This is a genomic window from Pandoraea sp. 64-18 (genome assembly GCF_001899225.1).
Lineage (GTDB): Bacteria > Pseudomonadota > Gammaproteobacteria > Burkholderiales > Burkholderiaceae > Pandoraea > Pandoraea cepalis.
The window spans coordinates 353,134-375,133 of sequence record NZ_MKVU01000006.1 but is presented as its reverse complement, the minus strand read 5'-3'; the positions used below and the strand labels follow the sequence as shown (position 1 = coordinate 375,133).

The window sequence follows — 22,000 nt, the reverse complement described above, 5'->3', positions numbered from 1 at the left end:
CTGGCTCGACGTCGCTCATTCGACTTCGCCGCTGTCGGTGTCGCCGATCTGCGCGTCTCGCTCATGAGACATGGCGGCCGCGGCGAGTGCCGTCGCGGTGGCTGGGGCTGCGTCCTTGCGCTCGCTATACCGGTCCGTGAGGTATTCGGTGCGATCCCTGACCAGAAGGGTGAACTTGTACAGTTCTTCCATCACGTCGACGACCCGATCATAGTAGGACGATGGCTTCATGCGGCCCGTCGTATCGAATTCCTGATAAGCCTTGGCAACCGAGGACTGGTTAGGGATCGTCACCATGCGCATCCACCGGCCGAGTATGCGCAGCGCGTTGACCGCGTTGAAGGATTGCGAGCCGCCGCAGACCTGCATCACGGCGAGCGTGCGCCCCTGTGTTGGCCGAAGGCTGCCGATCTCCAGCGGCAGCCAGTCGATCTGGTTCTTGAAGACGGCGCTTAGCGTGCCATGGCGCTCCGGGCTGCACCATACCTGGCCTTCCGACCACGCCGAGAGCTTGCGAAGTTCGACGACCTTCGGATGATCGGCCGGCACGCTATCGGCCAAGGGCAACCCCTTGGGATCGAAGATGCGCGTTTCGGCCCCGAAGTGCTGCAGCAGGCGCTCGGCTTCCTGCACCAGCAACCGGCTGTACGACGTCTCACGCAACGAACCGTAGAGCAACAGGATGCGGGGAGGGTGGGGGCTGACGCTTCGGGGCTCGAGTTTGCGAAGATCCGGCAGGTCGAGCACCGCGCGACTGACGTTGGGCAGCGTGGTGCTCATTTCACTCGCCGTCCGCTGGCGTCGACGACGGCCTCGCCATCCTCTTTCGTGAAGGCCCCCTTTTGCGGCGAGGGCAGGATATCGAGCACGACTTCAGAGGGGCGGCACAGCCGCACGCCCAGCGGCGTGACGACGAACGGGCGGTTGATCAGGATCGGGTGCGCGAGCATGGCGTCGAGAAGCTGGTCGTCTGTGAGGGCCGGATCGGCGAGGCCCAGTTCTGCATAGGGCGTGCCATTCTCCCGGAGCGCTTCGCGCACGGTGAGTCCGGCGTCGCGAATCAGGCTTTGCAGTACCTCGCGCGTCGGAGGGGCACTCAGGTACTCGATGACCGTGGGTTCGATGTCTGCGTTGCGGATGAGCGCCAACGTATTGCGCGATGTGCCACAGGCCGGGTTGTGATAGATAGTGACGGACATGACGTTTCCTTATTTCGATTCGTACCAGTGCCGCGAGCGATTGACGACCCCGACCACGAGCAGCATCACGGGCACCTCGATCAGCACGCCGACGACCGTGGCGAGTGCTGCGCCCGACTGAAAGCCGAAGAGGCTGATGGCGGTGGCGACCGCCAGCTCGAAGAAGTTGCTGGCGCCTATCAGTGCTGACGGACCGGCGACGCAGTGCGCCACACCGAGCTTGCGGTTGAGCAAGTACGCCAGACCTGAGTTGAGCAGCACCTGAATGAGGATCGGGACGGCCAGCAGCAGGATGATCAGCGGTTGCTCGACGATGGCATTGCCCTGGAACCCGAAGAGCAGCACGAGCGTGGCGAGCAGCGCCGTGATGCCGTAGGGTCCCAATGCCCCGACAACACGTTGATACGTCGCTTCTCCTTGGGCCAGCAGGGCGCGTCGGATGGCTTGTGCGATCACGACCGGGGCGACGATGTAAAGCGCGACCGAAGTGATGAGCGTATCCCAGGGGACGGAAATCGAGGACAACCCGAGCAGCAGGCCGACGACCGGGGCGAAGGCCACGACCATGATGGTGTCGTTGAGGGCTACTTGAGAGAGCGTGAAGTAGGGATCGCCCTTGCAGAGCTGGGACCAGACAAAGACCATGGCGGTGCAGGGCGCGGCGGCCAGAAGGATCAGGCCGGCAAGGTAGCTGTCGAGTTGGTCGGCGGGCAGCCACGCGGCAAACACATGGCGCACGAAGATCCACCCCAGCAGCGCCATCGAGAATGGCTTGACGAGCCAGTTCACGAACAGCGTGACGCCGATGCCTCGCCAATGGCCGGCGACCTGGCCCATCGCGCTGAAGTCGATCTTGATCAGCATCGGGATGATCATCACCCAGATGAGCAGCCCCACGGGTAGGTTGACCTGCGCGACTTCCATACCGCCGATGGCGTGGAAAAGGCCGGGTAGCCATTGACCGAGCAAGATGCCCGCGATGATGCATAGCGCGACCCAGGCGGTCAGATACCGCTCGAAGAAGCTGATGCTCGGGGGTTGCAGCGCGGGCGCGGCTTTGGGTGAGGCACTCATTGGCTGGACTCCGCAACGACGTTGCAGAACGAGGCGGGCGTGCAGGGGACACCGCCGCAGCAGTTCTGCGTGAGGTAGCCGAGCAGCGCGTTCATGGTTTCAAAGTGCGCCATGTAGATGATCGAGCGACCCTCCTGGCGGCTGGCGAGCAGCTTGGCGCGATGCAGTTCCTTGAGGTGGAACGACAGCGACGAGGCGGGCATGTCCAAGAGTTCCGCGATGCGCCCGGCGGGCAGGCCCTCGGGGCCGGCCTGCATCAGAAGGCGGAACACCGCCAGACGAACGGCGTGGGCAAGCGCGGCAAGCGCTTCGAGCGCGGTATTGGTTTCCATATTTCGAATGTAGTGGAAATATGGAATTATTGCAAATTGTTGTCGCGATCCGATGTTGGGCGAGTAAGCGCGAGCGTTGGGAGCGTCTCAATCGCCGAACGCTTCGATCATGCGCTGTTTCGTGAACTCGACGAAGGCCTCCGCGAGTTGCGAGGGCGGGTGCTGGTTCGACGTGACCAGCGAGAAGCCCGACAAGACCGATGGCTCGAACGGCTTGACGATGACGCGTCCCGCCGCGTACCGGGCCGTCACCTGGTCGATGATCGACACGCCCGCGCCGTGCTGCACAAGCACGCAAATCGCCGCGGACAGTTGCGACTCCGCGCTCATCACCCGATCGATCCGTCGCTCGGCAAAGATCTGGTCGATATACATCCGCCCATCGAACTCCTTCGGGTACGACACGAACGATTCGCCGCGCAAATCCTCAGGATGGATCACGTCGCGATCCGCGAGTCGATGTCCGTGCGGCAGGATGCAACGCATGGGGGCGCGGTGCAGCGTTTCAATGTTCACGCCGGCATGCGTGATCGGGTGCGCGATGAACCCGACATCGCAACGCCGCCCGACCACCATATCGATAACGATGCTCGACGCGTGAATCAGCAACGTCGTGCTGATGCCCGGATGCTCGCGCATGAACTCCGTCATCGTGGTGGGCAGGAACTCCAGCGCGAGCGCGGGAGCGCCAGCGACATGCAGCGAACCGCGCCGCAGCGACTTGATCTGCTCGGCCGTCTGCGCAATGCGATCGATGCCCGCAAACGAACGCTCAACCTCCTCGAACAGCACCATCGCTTCGGGCGTCGGGTTCAGTCGGCCGTTGCTCCGGTCGAATAAGGAAAACCCTATATCCGCCTCGAGATCGTTGATCAGACGTGTGACCGCCGGTTGCGAAACGTGGAGCATGTCCGCCGCCCGAGTGACCGTCTGGCGCAGGATCAGCGCGCGAAATGCCTCCAACTGCCGGATCTTCATGGGAACCTCATCCCCCTCACGCCATAACATTTATGTATGGGCGGGCGAAAAAATGTGATTTGACGGTGCTTGCGTCGAAAATGAACCTACGTAAACCACGCAACTGGTTGTGGGTTTTTTGAAATTGCCGGGCCATAACATCACATAACCCTACTTCACGCAAGGAGCTTATCGATGAAGACTGTCGTTCCCCAAACGCTTCGCAAGCTTGCCCGCGCCGCGGCCATTTCGGTCGGTGTCGCCGGAACGGTATTCGGCGCCAGCGCTGCCTACGCCGACACCACGTTGTATGTCGGCGCTTACGGTGGTTCGTTTGAACAGATGCTCAAGAAGGACGTCATTCCCAGTTTCGAGCAGGCGAACCCCGGCACGAAGGTGGTGATCGTGCCCGGCGATTCGACGACCAACCTCGCGAAGTTGCAGGCGCAAAAAGGCAAGGCCGGCATGGATGTCGTCTTCCTCGATGACGGCCCCATGTATCAGGCCCTCCAGATGGGCTTTTGCGGCAAGCTCGCCGACGCGCCCGTCTATCACGATCTGTACGACATCGCGAAGTTCAAGGGCGGCAACGCCGTGGCGGCCGGCCTGATCGCCACAGGCATCGCCTACAACACGCGCGTGTTCCAGGCGAAGGGCTGGCCTGCGCCGACGTCGTGGCAGGACCTGTCGGATCCGAAGTACAAGGGCAGGCTCGTGATGCCGAGCATCAAGAACACGTATGGCCTGCACGGGCTGCTGGTCGAATCGAAGATCAACGGCGGCAGCGACAGCAACATCGAACCGGGCTTCCGCGCGATGGAGAAGATCGCGCCGAACGTGCTGTCGTTCGATCCGTCGCCGGGCAAGATCGCCGAGCTGTTCCAATCGGATGAGGTCGCCATCGCCGTGTGGGGCAACGGCCGCGTTCAGGCGTTGCGCCAACAGGGCATTCCGGCCGAGTTCGTGTATCCGAAGGAAGGGGCGGTGGCGCTTGCCATGGGCATGTGCGTGGTAGACAAATCCGCCAACGAAGCGCTGGCGCAGAAGTTCGTGCAAATGATTCTCTCGCCGCAGGCCCAGGCCATTCTTGCCGAAAGTGCAGGCGTTGCGCCGTCGAACAAGAAGACGCAACTCTCGATGGCGGTGGCTGCACGTGTGCCGTCGCCCGCACAGATCGACAAGCTCATCCGTGTCGACTGGGATGTCGTCAACGCGAAGCGTGCTGAGTGGACGCAGCGCTGGAACCGTCAGATCGAGCGTTAAGTCGCACGGAGACCCTAAGCGTCATGAGCACTCCATATTTGCGTCTCGAGCAACTCGGCAAGCGCTTCGGTGAGACCGTCGCGGTCGAGGGCGTCGATCTTTCGATTGAACAGGGCGAATTCATTTCCCTGTTGGGCCCGTCCGGCTGCGGCAAGACCACCACGTTGCAGATGATCGCCGGATTCGTCGCCCCCAGCAGCGGTCGTATTCTGCTGGAGGGCCGCGACCTCACGCCGGTACCGCCGGAAAAGCGCGGACTCGGGATCGTGTTCCAGAGCTACGCGCTGTTCCCCCACATGACCGTGGCGCAGAACGTTGCGTTCGGTCTGGACATGCGCCGCGTGGACCCCGGGCAGAAGCAGCGCCGCGTGCAGGACGCGCTGGAGCTGGTGCATCTCGGCCAGCACGCGCAGCGTTATCCGCGCGAACTCTCAGGCGGCCAGCGTCAGCGTGTGGCGTTGGCCCGGGCGCTGGTGATCGCACCGCCCGTGCTGTTGCTCGACGAACCGCTCTCGAATCTCGACGCCAAGCTGCGTGAGCAGATGCAGGACGAGTTGCGCGCGATTCAACGCAAGGTCGGCACGACGACCGTCATGGTGACGCACGATCAGGCCGAGGCGCTTGCGATCAGCGATCGCGTGGTGTTGCTCAACGCTGGGCATGTGGTGCGCATCGATACGCCACATGAGGTCTATGAAGACCCGCGCGCCACGTTCGCCGCGCATTTCATCGGGCAGACCAATCTCATCTCCGGTCAACTCGATGTGCGCGGCGGCGTGGCGGTGCTCGACGCACAAGGGCACCGGCTCGCCGTGTCGCCCGCGCATGCGGGGCAGGCATCGGCGGCGCAGGGCAATGGCCCGGCGACATTCAGTCTGCGGCCCGAACGCATTCGCCTGACGTCGGCGACGGCGGGGCGGCTCGCGGGCCGAGTGGGCCAGCGCAGCTTCCACGGCAACCATTGGGTGCTTACGGTATCGACGGCCCTGGGCGAGCTGCGTGTGCTCGTGTCCAACGATGGCGTGGTGGCAGCCAACGACGGCGAAGCGGTGGGGCTGGACTGGGCCGACGATGCCTTGCGTCTCGTGCGGGAGGGGGCATGAGTGCTGCGACGTCCACGCCACCGGAGGCATCGGCCATGCCGGAAATGAAAGCGACGGCGGCAATTTCGCCGGAGATCGCCAGCCAGCGCCGCTCGGCCTGGGCGCTCGTCATGCCGGCGACGCTGTACTTCCTCGTGCTGCTCGCGGTACCGCTCGTCCTGACGTTCGTGTTGAGCCTGCATGGCTTCGACGCGAACCTGGGCGGCGTGCTGCCGACGATCTCGCTGCAGCACTATGCCGACATTCTCACGGACAGTTATTTCTACGAGATCTTCCTGCGCACCTTGCTGCTCTCGGTCGGCGTGACCGTGCTCTGCGTGCTGGTCGGCGTGCCCGAAGCTTACTTCCTGTTCCGCATGCGCGATCCGTGGCGCTCGCTCTGCCTGGTGCTCGTGCTCGGGCCGCTGCTCATCTCGGTCGTTGTGCGAACGCTGGGTTGGTCGATCCTGCTGGGCCGCGAGGGGCTGGTGAACACGGTGCTCTTGAAGCTCGGGCTGATTGGACATCCCTTGCAGCTGCTCTTCACGATGGGCGCGGTGACGGTGGCGCTGGTGCATGTGCTGGTGCCGCTCATGGTGCTCTCGGTGTGGACCTCGCTCACCCGGCTCGATCCGGCCGTCGCGCATGCGGCGCGCTCGCTCGGGGCAGGGCGTGCGACGGTGATGTGGCGGGTGGTGTTGCCACAGATCACGCCGGGCATTCTCTCCGGCAGTCTGATCGTCTTCGCGTTGACGGCGAGCGCCTTCGCAACGCCGGCGCTGATTGGTGGCCGTCGCCTCAAAGTGGTCGCGACCACGGCTTACGACGAGTTCCTCGGTTCGCTGAACTGGCCGCTGGGGGCCGCGATTGCCATCGTCCTGCTGATCGTGAACGTGGCCATCATCACCGGATACAACCGCGCCATCGAGCGGCGCATTACGCGCCGTCTGGGCTGAGGGGAATACAGATGAATCAACAAGACTCTCGGTACGACCGCAATGGCGTGGGGGCGATCGCGTTTCACGTCGTGTTTCTCGTCTTCATCCTCGCGCCGCTGGTCGTGGTGTGTCTGGTCGCCTTCACGCCGGACGACTTCCTGTCCATTCCGACGCGGCACTTTTCGTTGCGCTGGTTCGCGTCGCTCATGAACGATGAAGACTTTCTGTCGGCGCTGCGCACGAGTCTGTGGCTGGGGGTGACGTCGGCCACCGTGTCGACGGTGTTGGCAGTGCCGGCGGCGATGGGGCTGGCGCGCTACCGCTTTCCGGGGCGCGCCGCGATCAACTCGTTCCTGCTTTCGCCGCTGATGATTCCGCCGGTGGTGCTCGGCATTGCGTTCCTGCGGCTGTTCACGTTGATGAACATGGGCGGCTCGTTCGTGAGCCTCGTCGCTTGCCACGCGCTGCTGATCTTTCCGTATGCGCTGCGCCTGATCATGGCGGCGCTCGTGGGGCAGGCCGACGAAAGCGAACGTGCGGCGCGCTCGCTCGGCGCCGGACGCTGGACGACGTTCCGCCGCATCACGCTACCGGCGATCCTGCCGGGGCTGGCGGGCGGATGGGTGCTCGCTTTCATCAACAGTTTCGACGAACTGACGGCCACGATCTTCGTGACGGCGCCCACCACGATCACCTTGCCGGTGCGCATCTACATGAACATGAGCGAGACAGTGGACCCGAGTGTGGCCGCCATCTCCACGCTGCTCATCGGGCTGACGTTGGCGGTGATGCTGATCCTCGATCGCGTCTACGGGCTGAACAAGGTTCTGATCGGAAATCACTAAAACATGCAAAAAACCTACGATATCGCCGTCATCGGCGGCGGCCTGGTCGGCATGGCGATTGCCTACGGGCTTGCCAAGCGCGGGCAACGCGTCGTCGTGTGCGATGGCGAAGACAACTCGCTGCGAGCCGCACGCGGCAACTTCGGACTGGTCTGGGTGCAGGGCAAAGGCGGTACGTGCACGGACTACGCCCGCTGGTCGCTGCACTCCGCCAACATGTGGCAGAACCTGGCTGACGAGCTCTTCGCACGCACCGGCGTTTCCATCGGCTTTCAACGTCCCGGCGGGTTCAACATCGCCCAGACGCCGGAGGAGCTGGCGAGCAAGGTCGAGAACATGCGCAAGCTGCAGGAGGCCGAACCGACCCTCCGGTACGAAGTGCTCGATCACAAGGCGCTTGCCGAGCGTCTGCCGGCCATCGGCCCCGACGTGGTGGGTGCCATCTATTCTCCGAACGACGGTCACGTCAGCCCGCTTTACACGCTGCGCGCACTATTCGCCGCGTTCGAGCAGGCGGGCGGCGAGTATGCACCGAACCTGCGTGTGACCGATATTCGTCAGACGGGCAGCGCGTTTCGCGTGAGCATGGGCGACGTGTCGCTGGAAGCCGGCCGCGTCGTGCTTGCGGCCGGTCTGGGCAATCGCGATCTCGCGCCGATGGTGGGTCTACGCGCGCCAGTCAAACCGTTGCGCGGCCAGATCATCGTGACCGAGCGCGTCAAGCCGTTTCTCGACTATCCGACCATCTACGTGCGTCAGACCGTCGAGGGCTCGGTCATGCTCGGCGACTCGGCCGAAGACGTGGGCTTCAACGACGGTGTGACGCCCGACGTGCTCGCCGACATCGCCCGGCGCGGTATTGCACCGTTCCCGCTGCTCAAGAACGTGCGCGTGGTGCGCGCGTGGGGGGCGTTGCGGGTGATGACGGACGACGGTCTGCCGATCTACGAGGCCTCCGAGGCCTGTCCGGGCGCGTTCCTCGCGACCTGTCACAGCGGCGTGACGCTTGCCGCTGCGCATTGTGAAACCCTCGCGCCGTGGATTCTCGGCGCGCCGCGTCCTGCGCTACTGGATCATTTCTATGCCAAACGTTTCGCTGCTTAAGTCGCTGGCGCGCAAGGATGGCGCGACGGTGAAAGTATTTTTCGAGGGCACGCCGGTCGATGTGCCGAGCGACATGAATGTGGCGGCCGCGCTGCTCTTCGTGGGCGTGACAGCGTGTCGGACCACACCGGTCACCGGCAGCGATCGCGCGCCGTTCTGCATGATGGGCGTGTGCTTCGATTGTCTCGTCGAGATCGACGGCGTGCCCAACCGGCAGGGGTGCATGACACCGGTGCGCGAAGGCATGCAGGTGCGTCGAATGAACGGTGCGAGGAGTGTGGCATGAGCACGAAAGTCGTGGATTTGTTGGTCGTCGGGGCTGGGCCTGCGGGATTGGCGGCGGCGCTCGAAGCGAAGCGTCATGGGCTCGAGCCGCTCGTCGTCGATGAGAACGGGTTGCCCGGCGGACAGATTTATCGCAGCGTGAGCCGCTCGCCGCTGGCCGACCCGGGCGTGCTCGGGCCGGACTATCTTCGTGGGCGTGGGCTCGTCGATGCCTTTACGTCGGCCGGCATCGCCTATTGGCCGCAGACGCTCGCGTGGCAGATCGGCGCCGACAGACGCGTGTCGGTCACGCGCCAGGGCGCGGGCGGCGGAACGCTGCAGATCGAGGCCGGCGCCATCGTGCTCGCTGGCGGCGCGCAAGAACGACCGTTCCCGATTCCCGGCTGGACGTTGCCCGGCGTAATGGGCGTGGGGGCGGCGCAAACGTTGCTCAAGGCGTCGGCGCTGGTGCCCGACTCCCCGGCGGTGCTCGCCGGCTGCGGCCCATTGCTCTATCTGTTTGCCTGGCAGCTCATCAATGCCGGCGTGCCGGTACGCGCCATTCTCGACACGGCCGAGGCAAGCGGGCGTCGCGAGGCGTTGCGTCACGCGGGCGGGGCGTTGCGCGCGCCGTCGTATCTGATGAAGGGCTTCAAGCTGCTGCGGGCCATTCGTGCGGCGGGCGTGCGGCACGTCAAACATGTCGAAGCGCTGCGCGTGCTGGGAACCACGCACGCCGAGGGCATCGAGTATGTCGTGGGCGGGCGTACCGAGCGCATCGACACGTCGCTGGTGTTGCTGCATCAAGGGGTGATTCCGAACACGCAGGTCACGCGCTCGATCGGGTGCGAGCATGCGTGGGACGACGCGCAACTGTGTTGGCATCCGAAGACGGACGCCTGGGGCGAGACGAGCCTGCCGGGCATTTTCGTCGCGGGGGACGGTGCGGGTATCGCCGGTGCGCTTGCCGCCGAACCCTCGGGACGACTCGCTGCCGTGCAGGCCGCGGTGAAGCTCGGCAAGCTCGACGCTGCGAAGCGCGACTCGCGCGCGCTGTCGCTGCGCCGTGAGCTGGCGGCACATACGGCGATCCGCCCCTTCCTCGATGCGCTGTACCGGCCGGCCGAGGCGTTTCGCATACCGGCCGACGACAGCACCCTGGTGTGCCGCTGCGAGGAGGTGACGGCGGGCGACGTGCGGCGCATGGCGGGCTTGGGTTGTGTCGGTCCGAATCAGACGAAAAGTTTTTCGCGTTGCGGCATGGGGCCTTGTCAAGGCCGGTTCTGCGGCTTGACCGTGGCCGAACTGCTGGCGCAATCGCAGGGCTGTGCGGTGCCGGAGGTCGGGTACTATCGCATCCGTCCTCCGATCAAGCCGGTGACGTTGGGCGAGTTGGCCACCGCGGTCGGCGGCGCCGACGTCCTGAGCGAACGTGCAGACTTTCCCAAGTAGGTGAGGGGACTCGCGCCTCCCACCCGCTACTTTTTTGATTCTTTTGGAGATGTGGTTAATGAGCGATATTCAACGCCATCACACGAACGCACGGATGAGCCGTGTCGTGGTGCATAACGGGACGGTCTACATCGGCGGCCAGACTGCAGACGATCGCAGTCAGGACATCACGGGGCAGACGCAACAAGTGCTCGCAAAGATCGATGGTTATCTGAAGGACGCCGGCATCGACAAGTCGCGTCTGCTCTCGGCGCAGGTCTGGGTGAAGGACATCGAGGCCGACTTCGCCGGCATGAACGCCGTGTGGGATGCGTGGACGAGCCCGGGTAATACCCCGACGCGTGCTACGGTAGAGGCGCGTCTGGCAGCCCCCGATCTGCTCGTCGAGATTGCCGTGATCGCCGCTGCCAAGTAATCGGAGCAACCTTAAGGTGTAAGAATGGAGGGTCCGCGAATGTGAGCGGGCTTCTTCTTCTTCGTCAGTGTGCGATGCGCGGCGCCGTGATGCCATGTCGGCGCCGCTTACATCCCGAATTCGCGTAGCCCTTCGAGGTCGAGGATCGTCAACACGCCGTAGTCGACCTTGACGAGCTTGGCCTGCTCCAGCACCTTGAGCGCCAGGTTGACGCGCTGCCGTGAAACGCCGGCGAGATAGCTCAGCTCTTCCTGTGAAATCTGTACGGTGGTGTCGTCGGACGGATAGAGCGTCGGGTTGAACATCGACGACAGGGAGCGCGCAACGCGCGCGTCGGTGTCGAGTAATCGTTCGTGCTCGACCGCCGCGATGAACTGACCCAGCCGCTCATTGAGCTGAAGCGTGAGAAAGCGATTGAAGGGAATGCTCGTGTCGAGCAACCAGTCGAACGTGGCAATCGGCATATGGGCAAGGACGGAATCGCGCAGTGCCATCACATCGTATTTACGGTTCTCGCGCTTGAGCACCGACCCTTCCCCGAACCATGCCCCCGCAGGCACGCCCGTGAACGTGACGGACTTCCCGCTGGCCGATGCCGTCGCGATCTTCACCAGTCCGTCGATGACGCCAAACCAGGCGTGCGACGGGTCTCCCTTGCGGCACACATAGCCACCGCTCTCGACCGGCCGCACCTGAATCTCGGCCACGACACGTTCGCGTTGCGCGGGCGTTAGTCCTTGCGCCCATACGCTGCGTTGCAACAGGGTTTCGAGCGACATATAGGGACTTTCCCTTGATTGTCATCCGGGTGACAAATCCGTCGTGATCCATGAGGTATCGTCGCCTTGCCTGAGAGCGGCGCGACAAGTCTTCACGGCGATTCGTGCACGACGCCGAAGTGCAAGTATAGAAGCTGCCTGTCGCCAGGGATAGTCGTCGCCGCTCCATGGTGCCGACGATCACAAGCCATCGTGAATGACGAAGTGCCACTAAAAATGACGTCCGTCAGAGACGTTGCTAGCTGTAGAGAGCGTGCCACACGCACGCGCGCCGACCGAGCCACGCCACGCCCCTCGACACAAGTCGAATCGTGGCGAGACACAGGAGACAGGCATGCAGGAGCGGACCACTTTCCCGCGTTTGTTGTTGGCCCACGCGGCCACACGCGGCACCCGCACGGCATATCGGGAAAAAGATCTGGGGATCTGGCAATGCTGGACCTGGCACGCCGCCGCGCAAGAAGTCCGGATGCTGGCGTGCGCGCTGGCCGCCGCGGGCTTCAAGCGCGGAGATAACCTCGCCATTGTCGGTAATAACCGCGTTCGCCTGTACTGGGCAATGACGGCCGCGCAAGCGCTCGGCGGCGTCGCCGTGCCGCTCTATCAGGACGCCGTGGCAGCGGAAATGACGCATGTGCTCGACGAGGCCGAAATCGATTTCGCCATCGTCGAAGATCAGGAGCAGGTCGACAAGCTGTTGGCGCTGCGCGCCCAGGTGCCGAGGCTATCCCACATCATTTACGAAGATTCGCGAGGCCTGCGGGGCTACGATGCCGCGGGACTGCAGTCATACGTGTCGGCCATCGAGCAGGGGCGCGAGTTCGACGCCAGGCACCCGCGCTACTTTGACGATGCCGTGGCCGGCGGCGAGCCCGACGATACGGCGACCATCCTCTATACCTCCGGCACGACGGGCAAGCCCAAGGGCGTATGCCATTCGCACGCGGGGCTGATTGGCGCAGCGTTTCACGGAAGTGCATTCGATCGCCTCGGCCCCGGCGACGAAGTGCTGTCGTACCTGCCGATGGCTTGGGTGGGCGATCATCTGTTTTCTTACGCGCAGGCGCTGGTGGCGGGATTCACCGTCAACTGTCCGGAGTCGCCCGAAACCATCGCCACCGATATGCGCGAGATCGGGCCCACCTATTACTTTGCGCCGCCTCGCGTCTACGAGAACGTGCTCACGCAAGTGATGATTCGCATGGAAGATGCGAGTCGGGTCAAGCGCGTGATGTTCGCGCACTTCATGAACGTGGCGAACCGGTGCGGCGCGGCGGTGCTCGACGGTCGTGCGGTGTCGTGGCTCGATCGGGTCCAGTACGCACTCGGGAATCTTTGTGTGTACGGCCCGCTGCGCAACACGCTCGGCATGAGCCGGATTCGCACGGCATACACCGCTGGCGAGGCGATTGGTCCGGATCTGTTTCGGTTCTATCGCGCAATCGGTATCAATCTGAAGCAGTTCTACGGGCAGACGGAGACGTGCGCATATGTCTGCCTGCAACCGGATCGAGAGGTGCGATTCGACAGCGTGGGGCCGGTCGCGCCCGGGATGGACATCAAGATCGCCGACAACGGCGAAGTGCTGGTGCGCGGGGTGGGCTTGCTCAAGGCGTACTACAAGCGGCCCGATGCCACGTGCGAAGCCCTCGACGAGGCTGGCTATTTCCGCACGGGCGACGCCGGCATCATCGATGCCGATGGTCATCTGCGCATCATCGATCGGGCCAAGGATGTCGGCAAACTGGCCTGTGGGTCGTTGTTCGCGCCGAAGTTCATCGAGAACAAGCTCAAGTTCTTCGCGTACATCAAGGAGGCGGTGGCATTCGGCGACGGTCGCGACGGGGTGTGTGCCTTCATCAACATCGACATGGATGCCGTGGGGAACTGGGCGGAGCGGCAGAACCTCGCCTACGCCGGATATGTGGACCTGGCCTGCCATCCGCGCGTCGCCGAACTGATTCTGGGTTGCGTGGAGACTGTGAATGCGGATCTCGCCAAGGAGCGCGCCTTTTCCGCCGCGCAGGTTCAGCGCTTCGTCATTCTGCACAAGGAGCTGGACCCGGATGACGACGAACTGACGCGCACGCGCAAAGTGCGCCGCACGTTCATCGCGCAGAAATACGAGGTGCTGGTCGATGCCTTCTATTCTGGCAAGACGGTGCAATTCATCGAAACGCGCGTGAGGTTCGAGGACGGACGCGAAGGCAGCGTGAGTGCCACGCTCACGATACATCCGGCGCGTGTGATCGGTGCGCGCGAATCGACAGACGACCCTGCGCCTGCGGCATTGCGCTGCGCCGCTTGAGCGTCGCATCGACCAGCGCACCGACCTCAACATTGGCACTCAGCCAGGCACTTAGCGGGAGAAGGCATGCACGACATCCGGACATTTGGCGACGTTCTGCTCGATTTGCAGCACATCAGCCTGTCGTTTGGCGGCGTGAAGGCATTGACGGATATCTCGTTCGACGTTCGCGAGCACGAGATCCGCGCGATCATCGGCCCCAATGGCGCGGGCAAAAGTTCCATGCTCAACGTGATCAACGGCGTCTACCACCCGCAGCAGGGCGCGATTGTCTTCCGTGGGCAGTTGCGACAGCGAATGCATCCGACGTCGGCCGCGCGCCAGGGCGTGGCGCGCACGTTTCAGAACATCGCGCTGTTCAAGGGCATGACGGTGCTCGACAACATCATGACGGGCCGTAACACCCGAATGCGCTCGGGCCTGCTGGCCAGCGCGCTCTGGTGGGGCCGGGCGCGGCAAGAGGAAATGGCGAATCGCGTCAAGGTCGAAGAGATCATCGACTTTCTCGAAATTCAGCACATCCGGAAGACGCCGGTCGGACGTCTGCCTTACGGTCTGCAAAAGCGTGTCGAGTTGGCGCGCGCGCTTGCCGCCGAACCGGGGCTGCTGTTGCTCGACGAGCCGATGGCCGGCATGAATCTCGAAGAGAAGCGCGACATGTGCCGCTTCATCCTGGACGTCAACGAAGCGTTCGGCACGACGATTGTGTTGATCGAACACGACATGGGCGTAGTGATGGATATCTCCGATCGGGTCGTGGTGCTCGATTATGGCAAGAAGATCGGTGACGGAACTCCCGCTGAAGTCAGGGCGGACCCCGAAGTCATACGTGCCTATCTGGGGGTAGCGCACGGAATGCCCGCCGCCGCATGACGGCCAGGCGATAAGCGATTGCCGGCAACGCGTTGGCAACTGGGAGACATCGATGCAGTTCTTTATGGAAATCCTGATCGGCGGGCTGCTCTCCGGGGTGATGTATTCCCTCGTCGCGCTCGGCTTCGTGCTGATCTTCAAGGCATCTGGCGTGTTCAACTTTGCCCAGGGCGCGATGGTGTATTTTGCGGCGCTGTCGGTGGTCGGCCTGATGGAGCACGGCTTGCCGCTGTGGCTGGCCGCGATTGGCGCATTCGGCGTCATGGTGTTGATGAGCCTGGCGACGGAGCGCTTCGTGCTGCGAAAGCTGGTGAACCAGTCGCCTATCACGTTGTTCATGGCGACGATCGGGCTGTCGTTCTTCCTCGAAGGCCTCGCGCCTTTGTTGTGGGGCAATGAGGTGCGCCCGCTGTCGCTGGGCATCGTCGACGAGCCCATCGCATCGATCCTGGACTCGACGGGCGTGCTCGTGAGCCGCTTCGATCTGGCCGCGGCCGGCATTGCCGCCGTGCTGGTGGCGTTGCTGGCGTTGTTCTTCAAGGCCACGCGCATCGGCCGCGCGCTTCGTGCCGTGGCCGACGATCACCAGGCGGCGCTCTCGCTGGGTATTCCATTGCAACGCATCTGGGTCGTGGTGTGGAGCGTCTCCGGGTTCGTTGCGCTCGTTGCCGGCATGCTCTGGGGATCGCGCAACGGCGTGCAGTTCGCGCTGACGATGACCGCGCTCAAGGCGCTGCCGGTGCTGATCCTGGGTGGCTTCACGTCGATTCCGGGGGCGATTGTCGGGGGATTGATCATCGGCGCGGCGGAAAAGCTCGCGGAGATCTACGTGCCGCAACTGCTGGAAAGTCAGTTCAGTGGGAATTTCGGGGGCATCGAGGGCTGGTTCCCTTATGTCTTTGCGCTGCTGTTCCTGCTGGTTCGCCCGGAAGGACTGTTTGGCGAGCGGCATATCGATCGGGTCTGAGCCGACGGCTGTCAACTCCAAACGAACGTACAAGCATTTACCGCAGAGGCCATCCATGTTCTATCGCGAAGCCGGGCAGTTCAAGACCTCTTACGAAGCCGATAGCCAGATCTTTCCGATCCGCCAGGATCGGTTCGCCGTCTGCGCTTTGCTTGCCGTCGCGTTCGGCGTGCTGCCGTGGGTCGCCTCCGAATACTGGCTTACGGCGATTTTCGTGCCGTTTCTCGTGTTCTCGCTCGCGGCGTTGGGCCTCAACATCCTGACAGGCTATGCGGGGCAGTTGTCTCTGGGAACGGCGGCGTTCATGGCGGTGGGCGCCTACGCGTCGTACAACTTCCAGTTGCGCATCGAGGGCATGCCTATTCTTGCTTCGTTCACGCTGGGTGGCGTTTGCGCCGCAATTGTGGGCGTGGCGTTCGGCTTGCCATCGCTTCGCATCAAGGGCTTCTACCTGGCGGTCGCCACGCTGGCGGCCCAGTTCTTTGTGCTCTGGGTGCTGACGAAATTTCCATGGCTCTCGAACCACAGTTCGTCCGGGGTGATCACCGCGCAGAAGATCTCGATGCTCGGCGTCGACGTTGACACGCCGGTACGCAAATACCTGTTCGTGCTCGGCGTCGTCACGGTGATGGCGCTCGTGGCGAAGAACCTGGTGCGATCGCACATCGGTCGCGCGTGGATGGCGGTACGCGACATGGACGTCGCTGCCGAGGTGATCGGTATTCCGCTGATGCGCGTCAAATTGCTTGCCTTCGCGGTCAGCTCCTTCTATTGCGGTGTGGCTGGCGCGCTGTATGCCTACTGTTACCTCGGTTCCGTCGAGCCGGACGGCTTCTCACTGGATCTGTCCTTTCGCATCCTGTTCATGATCATTATCGGCGGCGTTGGCAGCGTTCTGGGGAGCTTTCTGGGCGCTGCATTCATCCTGCTGTTGCCGATTCTGCTCGATAGCGCGTTGCCAGCGATGGCCACGCTTATGCACTTGCCGTTCACGAATGCGACCGTTTCGCACATTCAGTTGATGGTGTTTGGCGGGCTCATCATCTTCTTCCTGATTGTCGAGCCGCATGGGCTGGCGCGGCTTTGGCAAATTGCCAAGGAGAAGTTGCGCATCTGGCCCTTCCCGCATTGAGGTTGGACACGGTGGCGCACGGTGCGTCGTGCGGTACCGCAGCAGCGTTTGCCATGAAAAAAACCACAGACGGAGACACAGCATGAACACGAAACAATTGACGGCATCGTTAGGCATGGCGCTCGTGCTTGGCATGGGGGGCGCCGGCGCGTCGTTTGCGCAGTCGAACGATCAGTTCATCGCACTTGCCGACTACCGGGTCGGCCCGTATGGGGCGAACGGTCAGTCCTTCTATGGCGGCTTTATCGACTATCTGCAATACGTGAATCTCAAGCATGGCGGTGTCAACGGCGTGAAGTTGACATGGGAGGAGTGCGAGACCGAGTACAACAACGCCAAGGGCGTGGAGTGCTACGAGCGTCTCAAGGGAAAGAACCCGGTCACCAAGGGCACGGCGTACCACGTGATGGCGACGGGCATTTCGTACGCGCTGATCGACAAGACGGCGACGGACAAGGTGCCGCTCGTGATGATGGGCTACGGCCGTACCGATGCGGTGGATGGCTCGGTATTCCCGTGGGCGTTCCCGCTGGTCACGACGTACCAGATGCAAGCGTCGGCCATTATCAAGTTCCTGGCCGACAAGAACCATGGCTCGCTGAACGGGAAGAAGATCGTCTACCTGTATCACGACTCGGCGTATGGCAAGGAGCCGATTGTCGCCTTGCAGGCCGAATCGAAGATCCACAAGTTCAACCTGATCGAGATTCCGGTGGCGCATCCGGGGAACGAGCAGGGCGCGCAATGGTTGCGAATTCGTCAGGAAAACCCCGACTACGTCGTGTTCTGGGGCTGGGGCGTGATGAACCAGACCGCACTCAAGGCAGCGCAAAAGGTCGGTTATCCGCGCGACAGGATCGTCGGTAGCTGGTGGGCCGGCTCCGAGGAAGACACGATTCCGGCGGGCCCGGCGGCCAAGGGGTACATGAGCGCGACCTGGAACGTGGCGGGCAAGCAGGTGCCGCTGATCGCCGACATCGAGAAGGTGGTCTATGGCGCAGGCAAGGGCAATCTGCAAGATTCGTCGAAGGTTGGCTCCGTGCTCTACAACCGCGGCGTGTCTGCGGCGGTCGCTACGGTCGAGGCGCTCAATACCGCTCAGAATAAGTTCGGCAAGGGCCGGGTCATGACGCCGGAGCAGGTGCGTTGGGCGCTCGAGAATCTGAATATCGACGCGGCCCGCCTGAAGACCCTGGGCGCCACGGGGCTGCTGCCCGACATCAAGACGAGCTGTGAGGACCACGAGGGCTCAGGCAAGGTGCGCATCCAGCAATGGGATGGGGCCAAGTGGGTGATGGTATCCGACTGGATCGAGGGCAATCGGCGTCTGATTCACCCGTTGTTCGAAGCGTCGGCCAAGCAGTATGCGAAAGAGAAGGGAATGACACCCGCCTGCTACAAGATGTGATCGACGCCGTCGTCCGCACGGCGAAGCGCAGTGCGGACGACGGTCGACGACCTACCGTCGCATCGATCCTGGAGTCATGCATGGAAGCGAGTTTGAGCGTCAACAATATCGAAGTCATCTACGACCACGTCATTCTCGTGCTCAAGGGCGTGTCGCTGACGGTGCCCGAGGGCAAGATCGTTGCATTGCTCGGGGCCAATGGGGCTGGCAAGAGTACGACGCTCAAGGCGATTTCGAATCTGCTGCAGGCCGAGCGCGGCGAAGTGACGAAAGGCACGATCGACTATCGCGGCGAGCGCGTCGAGAAGCTTACGCCGAACGGCCTCGTCACACGGGGCGTGATCCAGGTAATGGAGGGACGTCATTGCTTCGCGCACCTGACCATTGAAGAAAACCTGCTGACGGGCGGCTATGTGCGTCACGCGTCGCGTAGCGCACAACAACATGCGCTGGAGCGCATCTACGCCTATTTCCCGCGCTTGAAGACGCGACGCAAATCACAGGCGGGCTACACCTCGGGGGGCGAACAGCAAATGTGCGCGATCGGGCGCGCGATGATGGCGCAGCCGTCGATGGTGCTGCTCGATGAGCCGTCGATGGGGCTTGCACCGCAGGTCGTCGAAGAGATCTTTGCGATCGTGCGTGATTTGAATCAGCGCGAGAACGTCAGTTTTCTGCTGGCAGAGCAGAACACGATGGTGGCGCTGCGCTATGCGGACTACGGTTACATCCTTGAGAACGGGCGTGTGGTGATGGACGGCGACGCGGCATCGCTGCGCGATAACGAGGACGTCAAGGAGTTCTATCTTGGCATCGCCAAGGACGGGGACAACAGTGCGGGGAGCTTCCGCAACGTCAAGAGTTATCGACGACGCAAGCGCTGGATTGCGTGAGCGCTTGAGCGCTCGCGCTTGCCCGTGTGGACGATTGTGCACCGATCGTTAATCCTCAACGTATTTCCGTCACTATGAACGATTACTTCGACAAACTGGAAACCCGTGCGCCGGAGGTTCGCGAAAAGGCGCTGTTGGCGGCGTTGCCGACGCAGGTCGGACACGCTCAGGCGCACGCGGCGTATTTTGCACAAGCGCTCGGGGCGGTGGACGCGCGAGAGATCGGTTCGCGCCATGCACTGGCGGGTCTGCCGGTGACGCGCAAGTCCGACCTGACGGCGTTCCAGGTGCGTCATCCGCCGCTGGGGGGCTTGAATGCCACGCCTGTCGGCGCCCTGGCGCACGTCTATCAATCGCCCGGGCCGATCTATGAGCCGGACGGGCGCGGCAGCGACTGGTGGCGGTTTGCGCGCGCGATGTTTGCGGCGGGACTGCGCGCCGGTGATCTGGTCTACAACACCTACTCGTATCACTTCACGCCGGCCGGGATGATGATCGAGACCGGCGCGGCGCGGTTGGGCTGCTGCGTATTTCCTGCGGGCGTCGGGCAGACCGAATTGCAGCTCGAGGCGATTCGTCATTTGCGACCGGTCGCCTATGCAGGCACGCCGTCATTCCTGAAGATCCTGATGGAGAAGAGCGAATCGGTCGGTGCGGATGTCGGCAGTATTCGACGCGCTACGGTGTCCGGCGAGGCGCTGCCGCCTTCGTTGCGTGAGTGGTTCCGTGCGCGTGGCGTGACGGCGCGGCAGTCGTATGGCACGGCGGATTTAGGATTGATTGCGTTCGAGAGCGACGCGCAGGCGGGGTTGATCGTTGACGAAAGCGTGCTCGTCGAGTTGGTGGAGCCAGGGGGCACGAAGCCGGTGCCCGAGGGCGAAATTGGCGAAGTGGTTGTCACGAATTTCAATCCGGACTATCCGCTGATTCGGTTTGCGACGGGGGATTTGTCTGCCGTGGAGGCGGGGATCAGCCCTTGCGGGCGCACCAATATGCGGCTCAAGGGCTGGCTCGGACGCGCCGACCAGACGGTGAAGGTGCGCGGCATGTTCGTTCATCCCGGGCAGATTGGCGAAATTGCCAAGCGCTATCCAGAGTTGGTGCGCCTGAGGCTAAGGGTGGAGGGGCGTGTCGGAGAGGATCGGATGCGCCTGATTTGCGAGACGAACACTGCGCCGCCGGAAGGCTTGGCCGCACGGGTGCAGCAAACGTTGCGCGACGTGACGCGACTGCGCGGGGACGTCGATTTCGTCACCGCCGGAACACTGCCGGTGGATGGGACGTGGGTCGAGGATGCGAGAGCTTACGACTGAGTGTCGTGTCGCGGCAACGCCGATCGTCACACCGACCGACGTTGCCGCCCGAAGCTGCCGAGGGCTTATTCGGGCACCGCCACCGACGCCGGTGCGCGATAGACGGACTTCTTCCATTGCAGCCCGATGAGGCAAACCAGCGACACGGCGGCAAGGGCGCTATAGAACAGAGCCAGCGGCCACCACTGCCCCGGCCACGCGTGGGCCAGCACGGTGCCGATCAATGGCGTCAGACCGCCGGCGATCGCCGCGCAGCACTGGTACGACAGTGAAATCGCGGAGTAGCGATAGCGTACGTCAAACGCATCGGTCATGAGCCCAGCCATCACGGCATACGAACCCGACATGCACACCACCGCAATCCCGATGCCGATGACGATGGCCACAGGCCGACCCGTCGACACCAGGGCGAACATGGGATATGGCGACAGCATCGCGAGCCCGGCGGCCCACGCAAGAAACTTGACCGGCCCGACGCGCTGCGCGATCCACCCGGAAAAGAGCTGGTTGAAGAAGTGAACGAACGCCACCACGAACAGGCAGTCCAGGATCATCTCGCGACTCAAGCCAAGCGTCTGGGTGGTGAAGCTGAGCATGAATGTGTTGAGGAACCATGCGCCGGCCACGCCGATCACGTTCGCGCCCAGGCACAGCAGGACGGTGCCCCATGCATTGCGCAGCACGTCGACGATGGGAAGGCGCGCAGGCTTCTCCCGTTCGATGGCTGCCGTGAACTCCGGGGATTCCGATACGCTCGCGCGGATGAATACGCCAATGACGAGCAGTACCGCGCTGGCCAGGAAGGGCAGGCGCCAGCCCCAGCCCATCAGCGTTTCGCGCGGAAGATGTCCCACTGTCTTGAAAGCGAGCAGCGCGAGAATCAATCCGGCGGGGCTGCCGAGCTGAGCGAATGACGCAAGGAAGGTGCGCTTGCGTTGCGGCGCATGCTCGCCCGCCATCAGCACCGCGCCGCCCCATTCGCCGCCGATCGCAATGCCCTGGGCGATGCGCAGCACGACGAGGAGCGTGGGCGCCAGTACCCCGGCGCTCGCATAAGTCGGCAGGAAACCGATGCCGACCGTGCCGATCCCCATGATCGCCAGCGTGGCGACCAAGGCTTTCTTTCGGCCGATCCGGTCGCCGATGTGGCCAAAGATCAAGCCCCCGAACGGACGCGCGAAGAACCCGACCGCAAACGTGCCGAACGATGCCAGCGTGGCGTAGAACGGATCGCCTTGCGGGAAAAAAAGCTTGTTGAAAATGAGCGCCGACGCCATCGCATAGATATAGAAGTCATACCATTCGATGGTGGTGCCGACGAAAGCGGCGAAGGCGGCACGGCCCGGCTGACGCGCCGGGCTGCCCTGAGCGTGGTTCTGCATGAAATGTCTCCAGGTAAGGA

Annotated in this window: 22 protein-coding genes; 15 read left to right on the top strand and 7 right to left on the bottom strand. The window is 63.2% G+C overall.

Annotation, left to right across the window (positions count from 1 at the left end; genetic code table 11):
- Positions 1–15 precede the first annotated feature (15 nt).
- The 5 genes from arsH to BGP02_RS04410 form a co-directional block, all read right to left on the bottom strand.
- Entirely contained in the window at positions 16–780 is a 765-nt protein-coding gene (gene arsH, locus BGP02_RS04430; RefSeq protein ID WP_286797943.1) for an arsenical resistance protein ArsH, read from the bottom strand.
- Positions 777–1,199 (bottom strand): arsenate reductase (glutaredoxin), encoded by a 423-nt coding sequence (gene arsC / locus BGP02_RS04425; protein ID WP_017233409.1) that lies wholly within the window; start codon positions 1,197–1,199, stop codon positions 777–779. Before arsC ends, arsH begins: the two co-directional genes overlap by 4 nt.
- Before the next feature lie 9 nt (positions 1,200–1,208).
- Positions 1,209–2,273: an ACR3 family arsenite efflux transporter gene (gene arsB / locus BGP02_RS04420; protein WP_286797941.1), complete on the bottom strand. Its 1,065-nt coding sequence runs from the start codon at positions 2,271–2,273 to the stop codon at positions 1,209–1,211.
- Positions 2,270–2,605 (bottom strand): ArsR/SmtB family transcription factor, encoded by a 336-nt coding sequence (locus BGP02_RS04415; protein ID WP_017233411.1) that lies wholly within the window; start codon positions 2,603–2,605, stop codon positions 2,270–2,272. Before BGP02_RS04415 ends, arsB begins: the two co-directional genes overlap by 4 nt.
- An 87-nt stretch (positions 2,606–2,692) precedes the next feature.
- On the bottom strand, positions 2,693–3,583 hold the full coding sequence (locus tag BGP02_RS04410) for a LysR substrate-binding domain-containing protein (protein ID WP_268566504.1): 891 nt from the start codon (positions 3,581–3,583) through the stop codon (positions 2,693–2,695).
- Positions 3,584–3,757: 174 nt separating this feature from the next.
- On the opposite strand from BGP02_RS04410, the gene BGP02_RS04405 reads away from it, so the two are divergent.
- From BGP02_RS04405 to BGP02_RS04370, 8 genes are read left to right on the top strand one after another with little or no spacing between them, the layout of a single operon-like run.
- A complete protein-coding gene (locus tag BGP02_RS04405) occupies positions 3,758–4,825 on the top strand; it encodes an ABC transporter substrate-binding protein (RefSeq protein ID WP_017233413.1) in 1,068 nt (355 codons plus the stop codon).
- Positions 4,826–4,848: 23 nt separating this feature from the next.
- Positions 4,849–5,928, top strand: coding sequence for an ABC transporter ATP-binding protein (locus BGP02_RS04400; RefSeq protein WP_017233414.1), 1,080 nt, complete (start codon positions 4,849–4,851; stop codon positions 5,926–5,928).
- Positions 5,925–6,863 carry an ABC transporter permease gene (locus tag BGP02_RS04395; RefSeq protein WP_026131846.1) on the top strand — a complete coding sequence of 313 codons (939 nt, stop codon included), beginning with the start codon at positions 5,925–5,927 and terminating at the stop codon, positions 6,861–6,863. The genes BGP02_RS04400 and BGP02_RS04395 overlap by 4 nt, the downstream gene beginning before the upstream one ends.
- A gap of 11 nt (positions 6,864–6,874) precedes the next feature.
- Positions 6,875–7,690 (top strand): ABC transporter permease, encoded by an 816-nt coding sequence (locus BGP02_RS04390; RefSeq protein ID WP_039830192.1) that lies wholly within the window; start codon positions 6,875–6,877, stop codon positions 7,688–7,690.
- A 3-nt stretch (positions 7,691–7,693) separates the two neighbouring features.
- The gene (locus BGP02_RS04385; RefSeq protein ID WP_286797935.1) at positions 7,694–8,794 is read left to right on the top strand and encodes an NAD(P)/FAD-dependent oxidoreductase; all 1,101 of its coding nucleotides are present in this window, start codon (positions 7,694–7,696) and stop codon (positions 8,792–8,794) included.
- Positions 8,772–9,080 carry a (2Fe-2S)-binding protein gene (locus BGP02_RS04380; RefSeq protein ID WP_261938343.1) on the top strand — a complete coding sequence of 103 codons (309 nt, stop codon included), beginning with the start codon at positions 8,772–8,774 and terminating at the stop codon, positions 9,078–9,080. The genes BGP02_RS04385 and BGP02_RS04380 overlap by 23 nt, the downstream gene beginning before the upstream one ends.
- Positions 9,077–10,510 (top strand): FAD/NAD(P)-dependent oxidoreductase, encoded by a 1,434-nt coding sequence (locus BGP02_RS04375; protein ID WP_286797933.1) that lies wholly within the window; start codon positions 9,077–9,079, stop codon positions 10,508–10,510. Before BGP02_RS04380 ends, BGP02_RS04375 begins: the two co-directional genes overlap by 4 nt.
- 58 nt (positions 10,511–10,568) lie before the next feature.
- Entirely contained in the window at positions 10,569–10,925 is a 357-nt protein-coding gene (locus tag BGP02_RS04370) for a RidA family protein (RefSeq protein WP_017233420.1), read from the top strand.
- A gap of 107 nt (positions 10,926–11,032) precedes the next feature.
- On the opposite strand, the gene panV is transcribed toward BGP02_RS04370, so the two are convergent.
- Entirely contained in the window at positions 11,033–11,704 is a 672-nt protein-coding gene (gene panV, locus BGP02_RS04365) for a pandorabactin biosynthesis transcriptional regulator PanV (RefSeq protein ID WP_017233421.1), read from the bottom strand.
- A gap of 334 nt (positions 11,705–12,038) precedes the next feature.
- Here panV and BGP02_RS04360 point away from each other — a divergent pair, with 334 nt between their 5' ends.
- The 7 genes from BGP02_RS04360 (at position 12,039) to BGP02_RS04330 (ending at position 20,598) form a co-directional block, all read left to right on the top strand.
- On the top strand, positions 12,039–14,012 hold the full coding sequence (locus tag BGP02_RS04360; protein WP_261938345.1) for an AMP-dependent synthetase/ligase: 1,974 nt from the start codon (positions 12,039–12,041) through the stop codon (positions 14,010–14,012).
- Between the two features lie 66 nt (positions 14,013–14,078).
- Positions 14,079–14,885 (top strand): ABC transporter ATP-binding protein, encoded by an 807-nt coding sequence (locus BGP02_RS04355; protein WP_017233423.1) that lies wholly within the window; start codon positions 14,079–14,081, stop codon positions 14,883–14,885.
- Between the two features lie 52 nt (positions 14,886–14,937).
- Positions 14,938–15,852, top strand: a complete 915-nt coding sequence (locus BGP02_RS04350; protein WP_017233424.1) for a branched-chain amino acid ABC transporter permease — start codon at positions 14,938–14,940, stop codon at positions 15,850–15,852.
- Positions 15,853–15,907: 55 nt separating this feature from the next.
- Positions 15,908–16,984, top strand: coding sequence for a branched-chain amino acid ABC transporter permease (locus BGP02_RS04345; RefSeq protein WP_017233425.1), 1,077 nt, complete (start codon positions 15,908–15,910; stop codon positions 16,982–16,984).
- A gap of 115 nt (positions 16,985–17,099) precedes the next feature.
- On the top strand, positions 17,100–18,392 hold the full coding sequence (locus tag BGP02_RS04340; RefSeq protein ID WP_051060141.1) for an ABC transporter substrate-binding protein: 1,293 nt from the start codon (positions 17,100–17,102) through the stop codon (positions 18,390–18,392).
- 80 nt (positions 18,393–18,472) lie between these two features.
- Entirely contained in the window at positions 18,473–19,285 is an 813-nt protein-coding gene (locus tag BGP02_RS04335; RefSeq protein ID WP_017233427.1) for an ABC transporter ATP-binding protein, read from the top strand.
- A 74-nt stretch (positions 19,286–19,359) separates the two neighbouring features.
- Positions 19,360–20,598, top strand: coding sequence for a phenylacetate--CoA ligase family protein (locus BGP02_RS04330; protein WP_017233428.1), 1,239 nt, complete (start codon positions 19,360–19,362; stop codon positions 20,596–20,598).
- A 65-nt stretch (positions 20,599–20,663) separates the two neighbouring features.
- On the opposite strand, the gene BGP02_RS04325 is transcribed toward BGP02_RS04330, so the two are convergent.
- Positions 20,664–21,980, bottom strand: coding sequence for an MFS transporter (locus tag BGP02_RS04325; protein WP_261938346.1), 1,317 nt, complete (start codon positions 21,978–21,980; stop codon positions 20,664–20,666).
- Between the last annotated feature and the right edge of the window lie 20 nt (positions 21,981–22,000).

What these genes read in the sequence shown, in the direction of transcription:
- BGP02_RS04370 (WP_017233420.1), top strand. Translation starts at nt 10,569, where the DNA reads ATGAGCGATATTCAACGCCATCACACGAACGCACGGATGAGCCGTGTC.
- BGP02_RS04410 (WP_268566504.1), bottom strand. Translation starts at nt 3,583, where the DNA reads ATGAAGATCCGGCAGTTGGAGGCATTTCGCGCGCTGATCCTGCGCCAG.
- BGP02_RS04350 (WP_017233424.1), top strand. Translation starts at nt 14,938, where the DNA reads ATGCAGTTCTTTATGGAAATCCTGATCGGCGGGCTGCTCTCCGGGGTG.
- panV (WP_017233421.1), bottom strand. Translation starts at nt 11,704, where the DNA reads ATGTCGCTCGAAACCCTGTTGCAACGCAGCGTATGGGCGCAAGGACTA.
- arsB (WP_286797941.1), bottom strand. Translation starts at nt 2,273, where the DNA reads ATGAGTGCCTCACCCAAAGCCGCGCCCGCGCTGCAACCCCCGAGCATC.
- BGP02_RS04335 (WP_017233427.1), top strand. Translation starts at nt 18,473, where the DNA reads ATGGAAGCGAGTTTGAGCGTCAACAATATCGAAGTCATCTACGACCAC.
- BGP02_RS04415 (WP_017233411.1), bottom strand. Translation starts at nt 2,605, where the DNA reads ATGGAAACCAATACCGCGCTCGAAGCGCTTGCCGCGCTTGCCCACGCC.
- BGP02_RS04345 (WP_017233425.1), top strand. Translation starts at nt 15,908, where the DNA reads ATGTTCTATCGCGAAGCCGGGCAGTTCAAGACCTCTTACGAAGCCGAT.
- BGP02_RS04340 (WP_051060141.1), top strand. Translation starts at nt 17,100, where the DNA reads ATGGCGCTCGTGCTTGGCATGGGGGGCGCCGGCGCGTCGTTTGCGCAG.
- BGP02_RS04330 (WP_017233428.1), top strand. Translation starts at nt 19,360, where the DNA reads ATGAACGATTACTTCGACAAACTGGAAACCCGTGCGCCGGAGGTTCGC.
- BGP02_RS04375 (WP_286797933.1), top strand. Translation starts at nt 9,077, where the DNA reads ATGAGCACGAAAGTCGTGGATTTGTTGGTCGTCGGGGCTGGGCCTGCG.
- BGP02_RS04390 (WP_039830192.1), top strand. Translation starts at nt 6,875, where the DNA reads ATGAATCAACAAGACTCTCGGTACGACCGCAATGGCGTGGGGGCGATC.
- BGP02_RS04405 (WP_017233413.1), top strand. Translation starts at nt 3,758, where the DNA reads ATGAAGACTGTCGTTCCCCAAACGCTTCGCAAGCTTGCCCGCGCCGCG.
- BGP02_RS04355 (WP_017233423.1), top strand. Translation starts at nt 14,079, where the DNA reads ATGCACGACATCCGGACATTTGGCGACGTTCTGCTCGATTTGCAGCAC.
- BGP02_RS04385 (WP_286797935.1), top strand. Translation starts at nt 7,694, where the DNA reads ATGCAAAAAACCTACGATATCGCCGTCATCGGCGGCGGCCTGGTCGGC.
- BGP02_RS04360 (WP_261938345.1), top strand. Translation starts at nt 12,039, where the DNA reads ATGCAGGAGCGGACCACTTTCCCGCGTTTGTTGTTGGCCCACGCGGCC.
- BGP02_RS04325 (WP_261938346.1), bottom strand. Translation starts at nt 21,980, where the DNA reads ATGCAGAACCACGCTCAGGGCAGCCCGGCGCGTCAGCCGGGCCGTGCC.
- arsC (WP_017233409.1), bottom strand. Translation starts at nt 1,199, where the DNA reads ATGTCCGTCACTATCTATCACAACCCGGCCTGTGGCACATCGCGCAAT.
- BGP02_RS04395 (WP_026131846.1), top strand. Translation starts at nt 5,925, where the DNA reads ATGAGTGCTGCGACGTCCACGCCACCGGAGGCATCGGCCATGCCGGAA.
- BGP02_RS04400 (WP_017233414.1), top strand. Translation starts at nt 4,849, where the DNA reads ATGAGCACTCCATATTTGCGTCTCGAGCAACTCGGCAAGCGCTTCGGT.
- arsH (WP_286797943.1), bottom strand. Translation starts at nt 780, where the DNA reads ATGAGCACCACGCTGCCCAACGTCAGTCGCGCGGTGCTCGACCTGCCG.
- BGP02_RS04380 (WP_261938343.1), top strand. Translation starts at nt 8,772, where the DNA reads ATGCCAAACGTTTCGCTGCTTAAGTCGCTGGCGCGCAAGGATGGCGCG.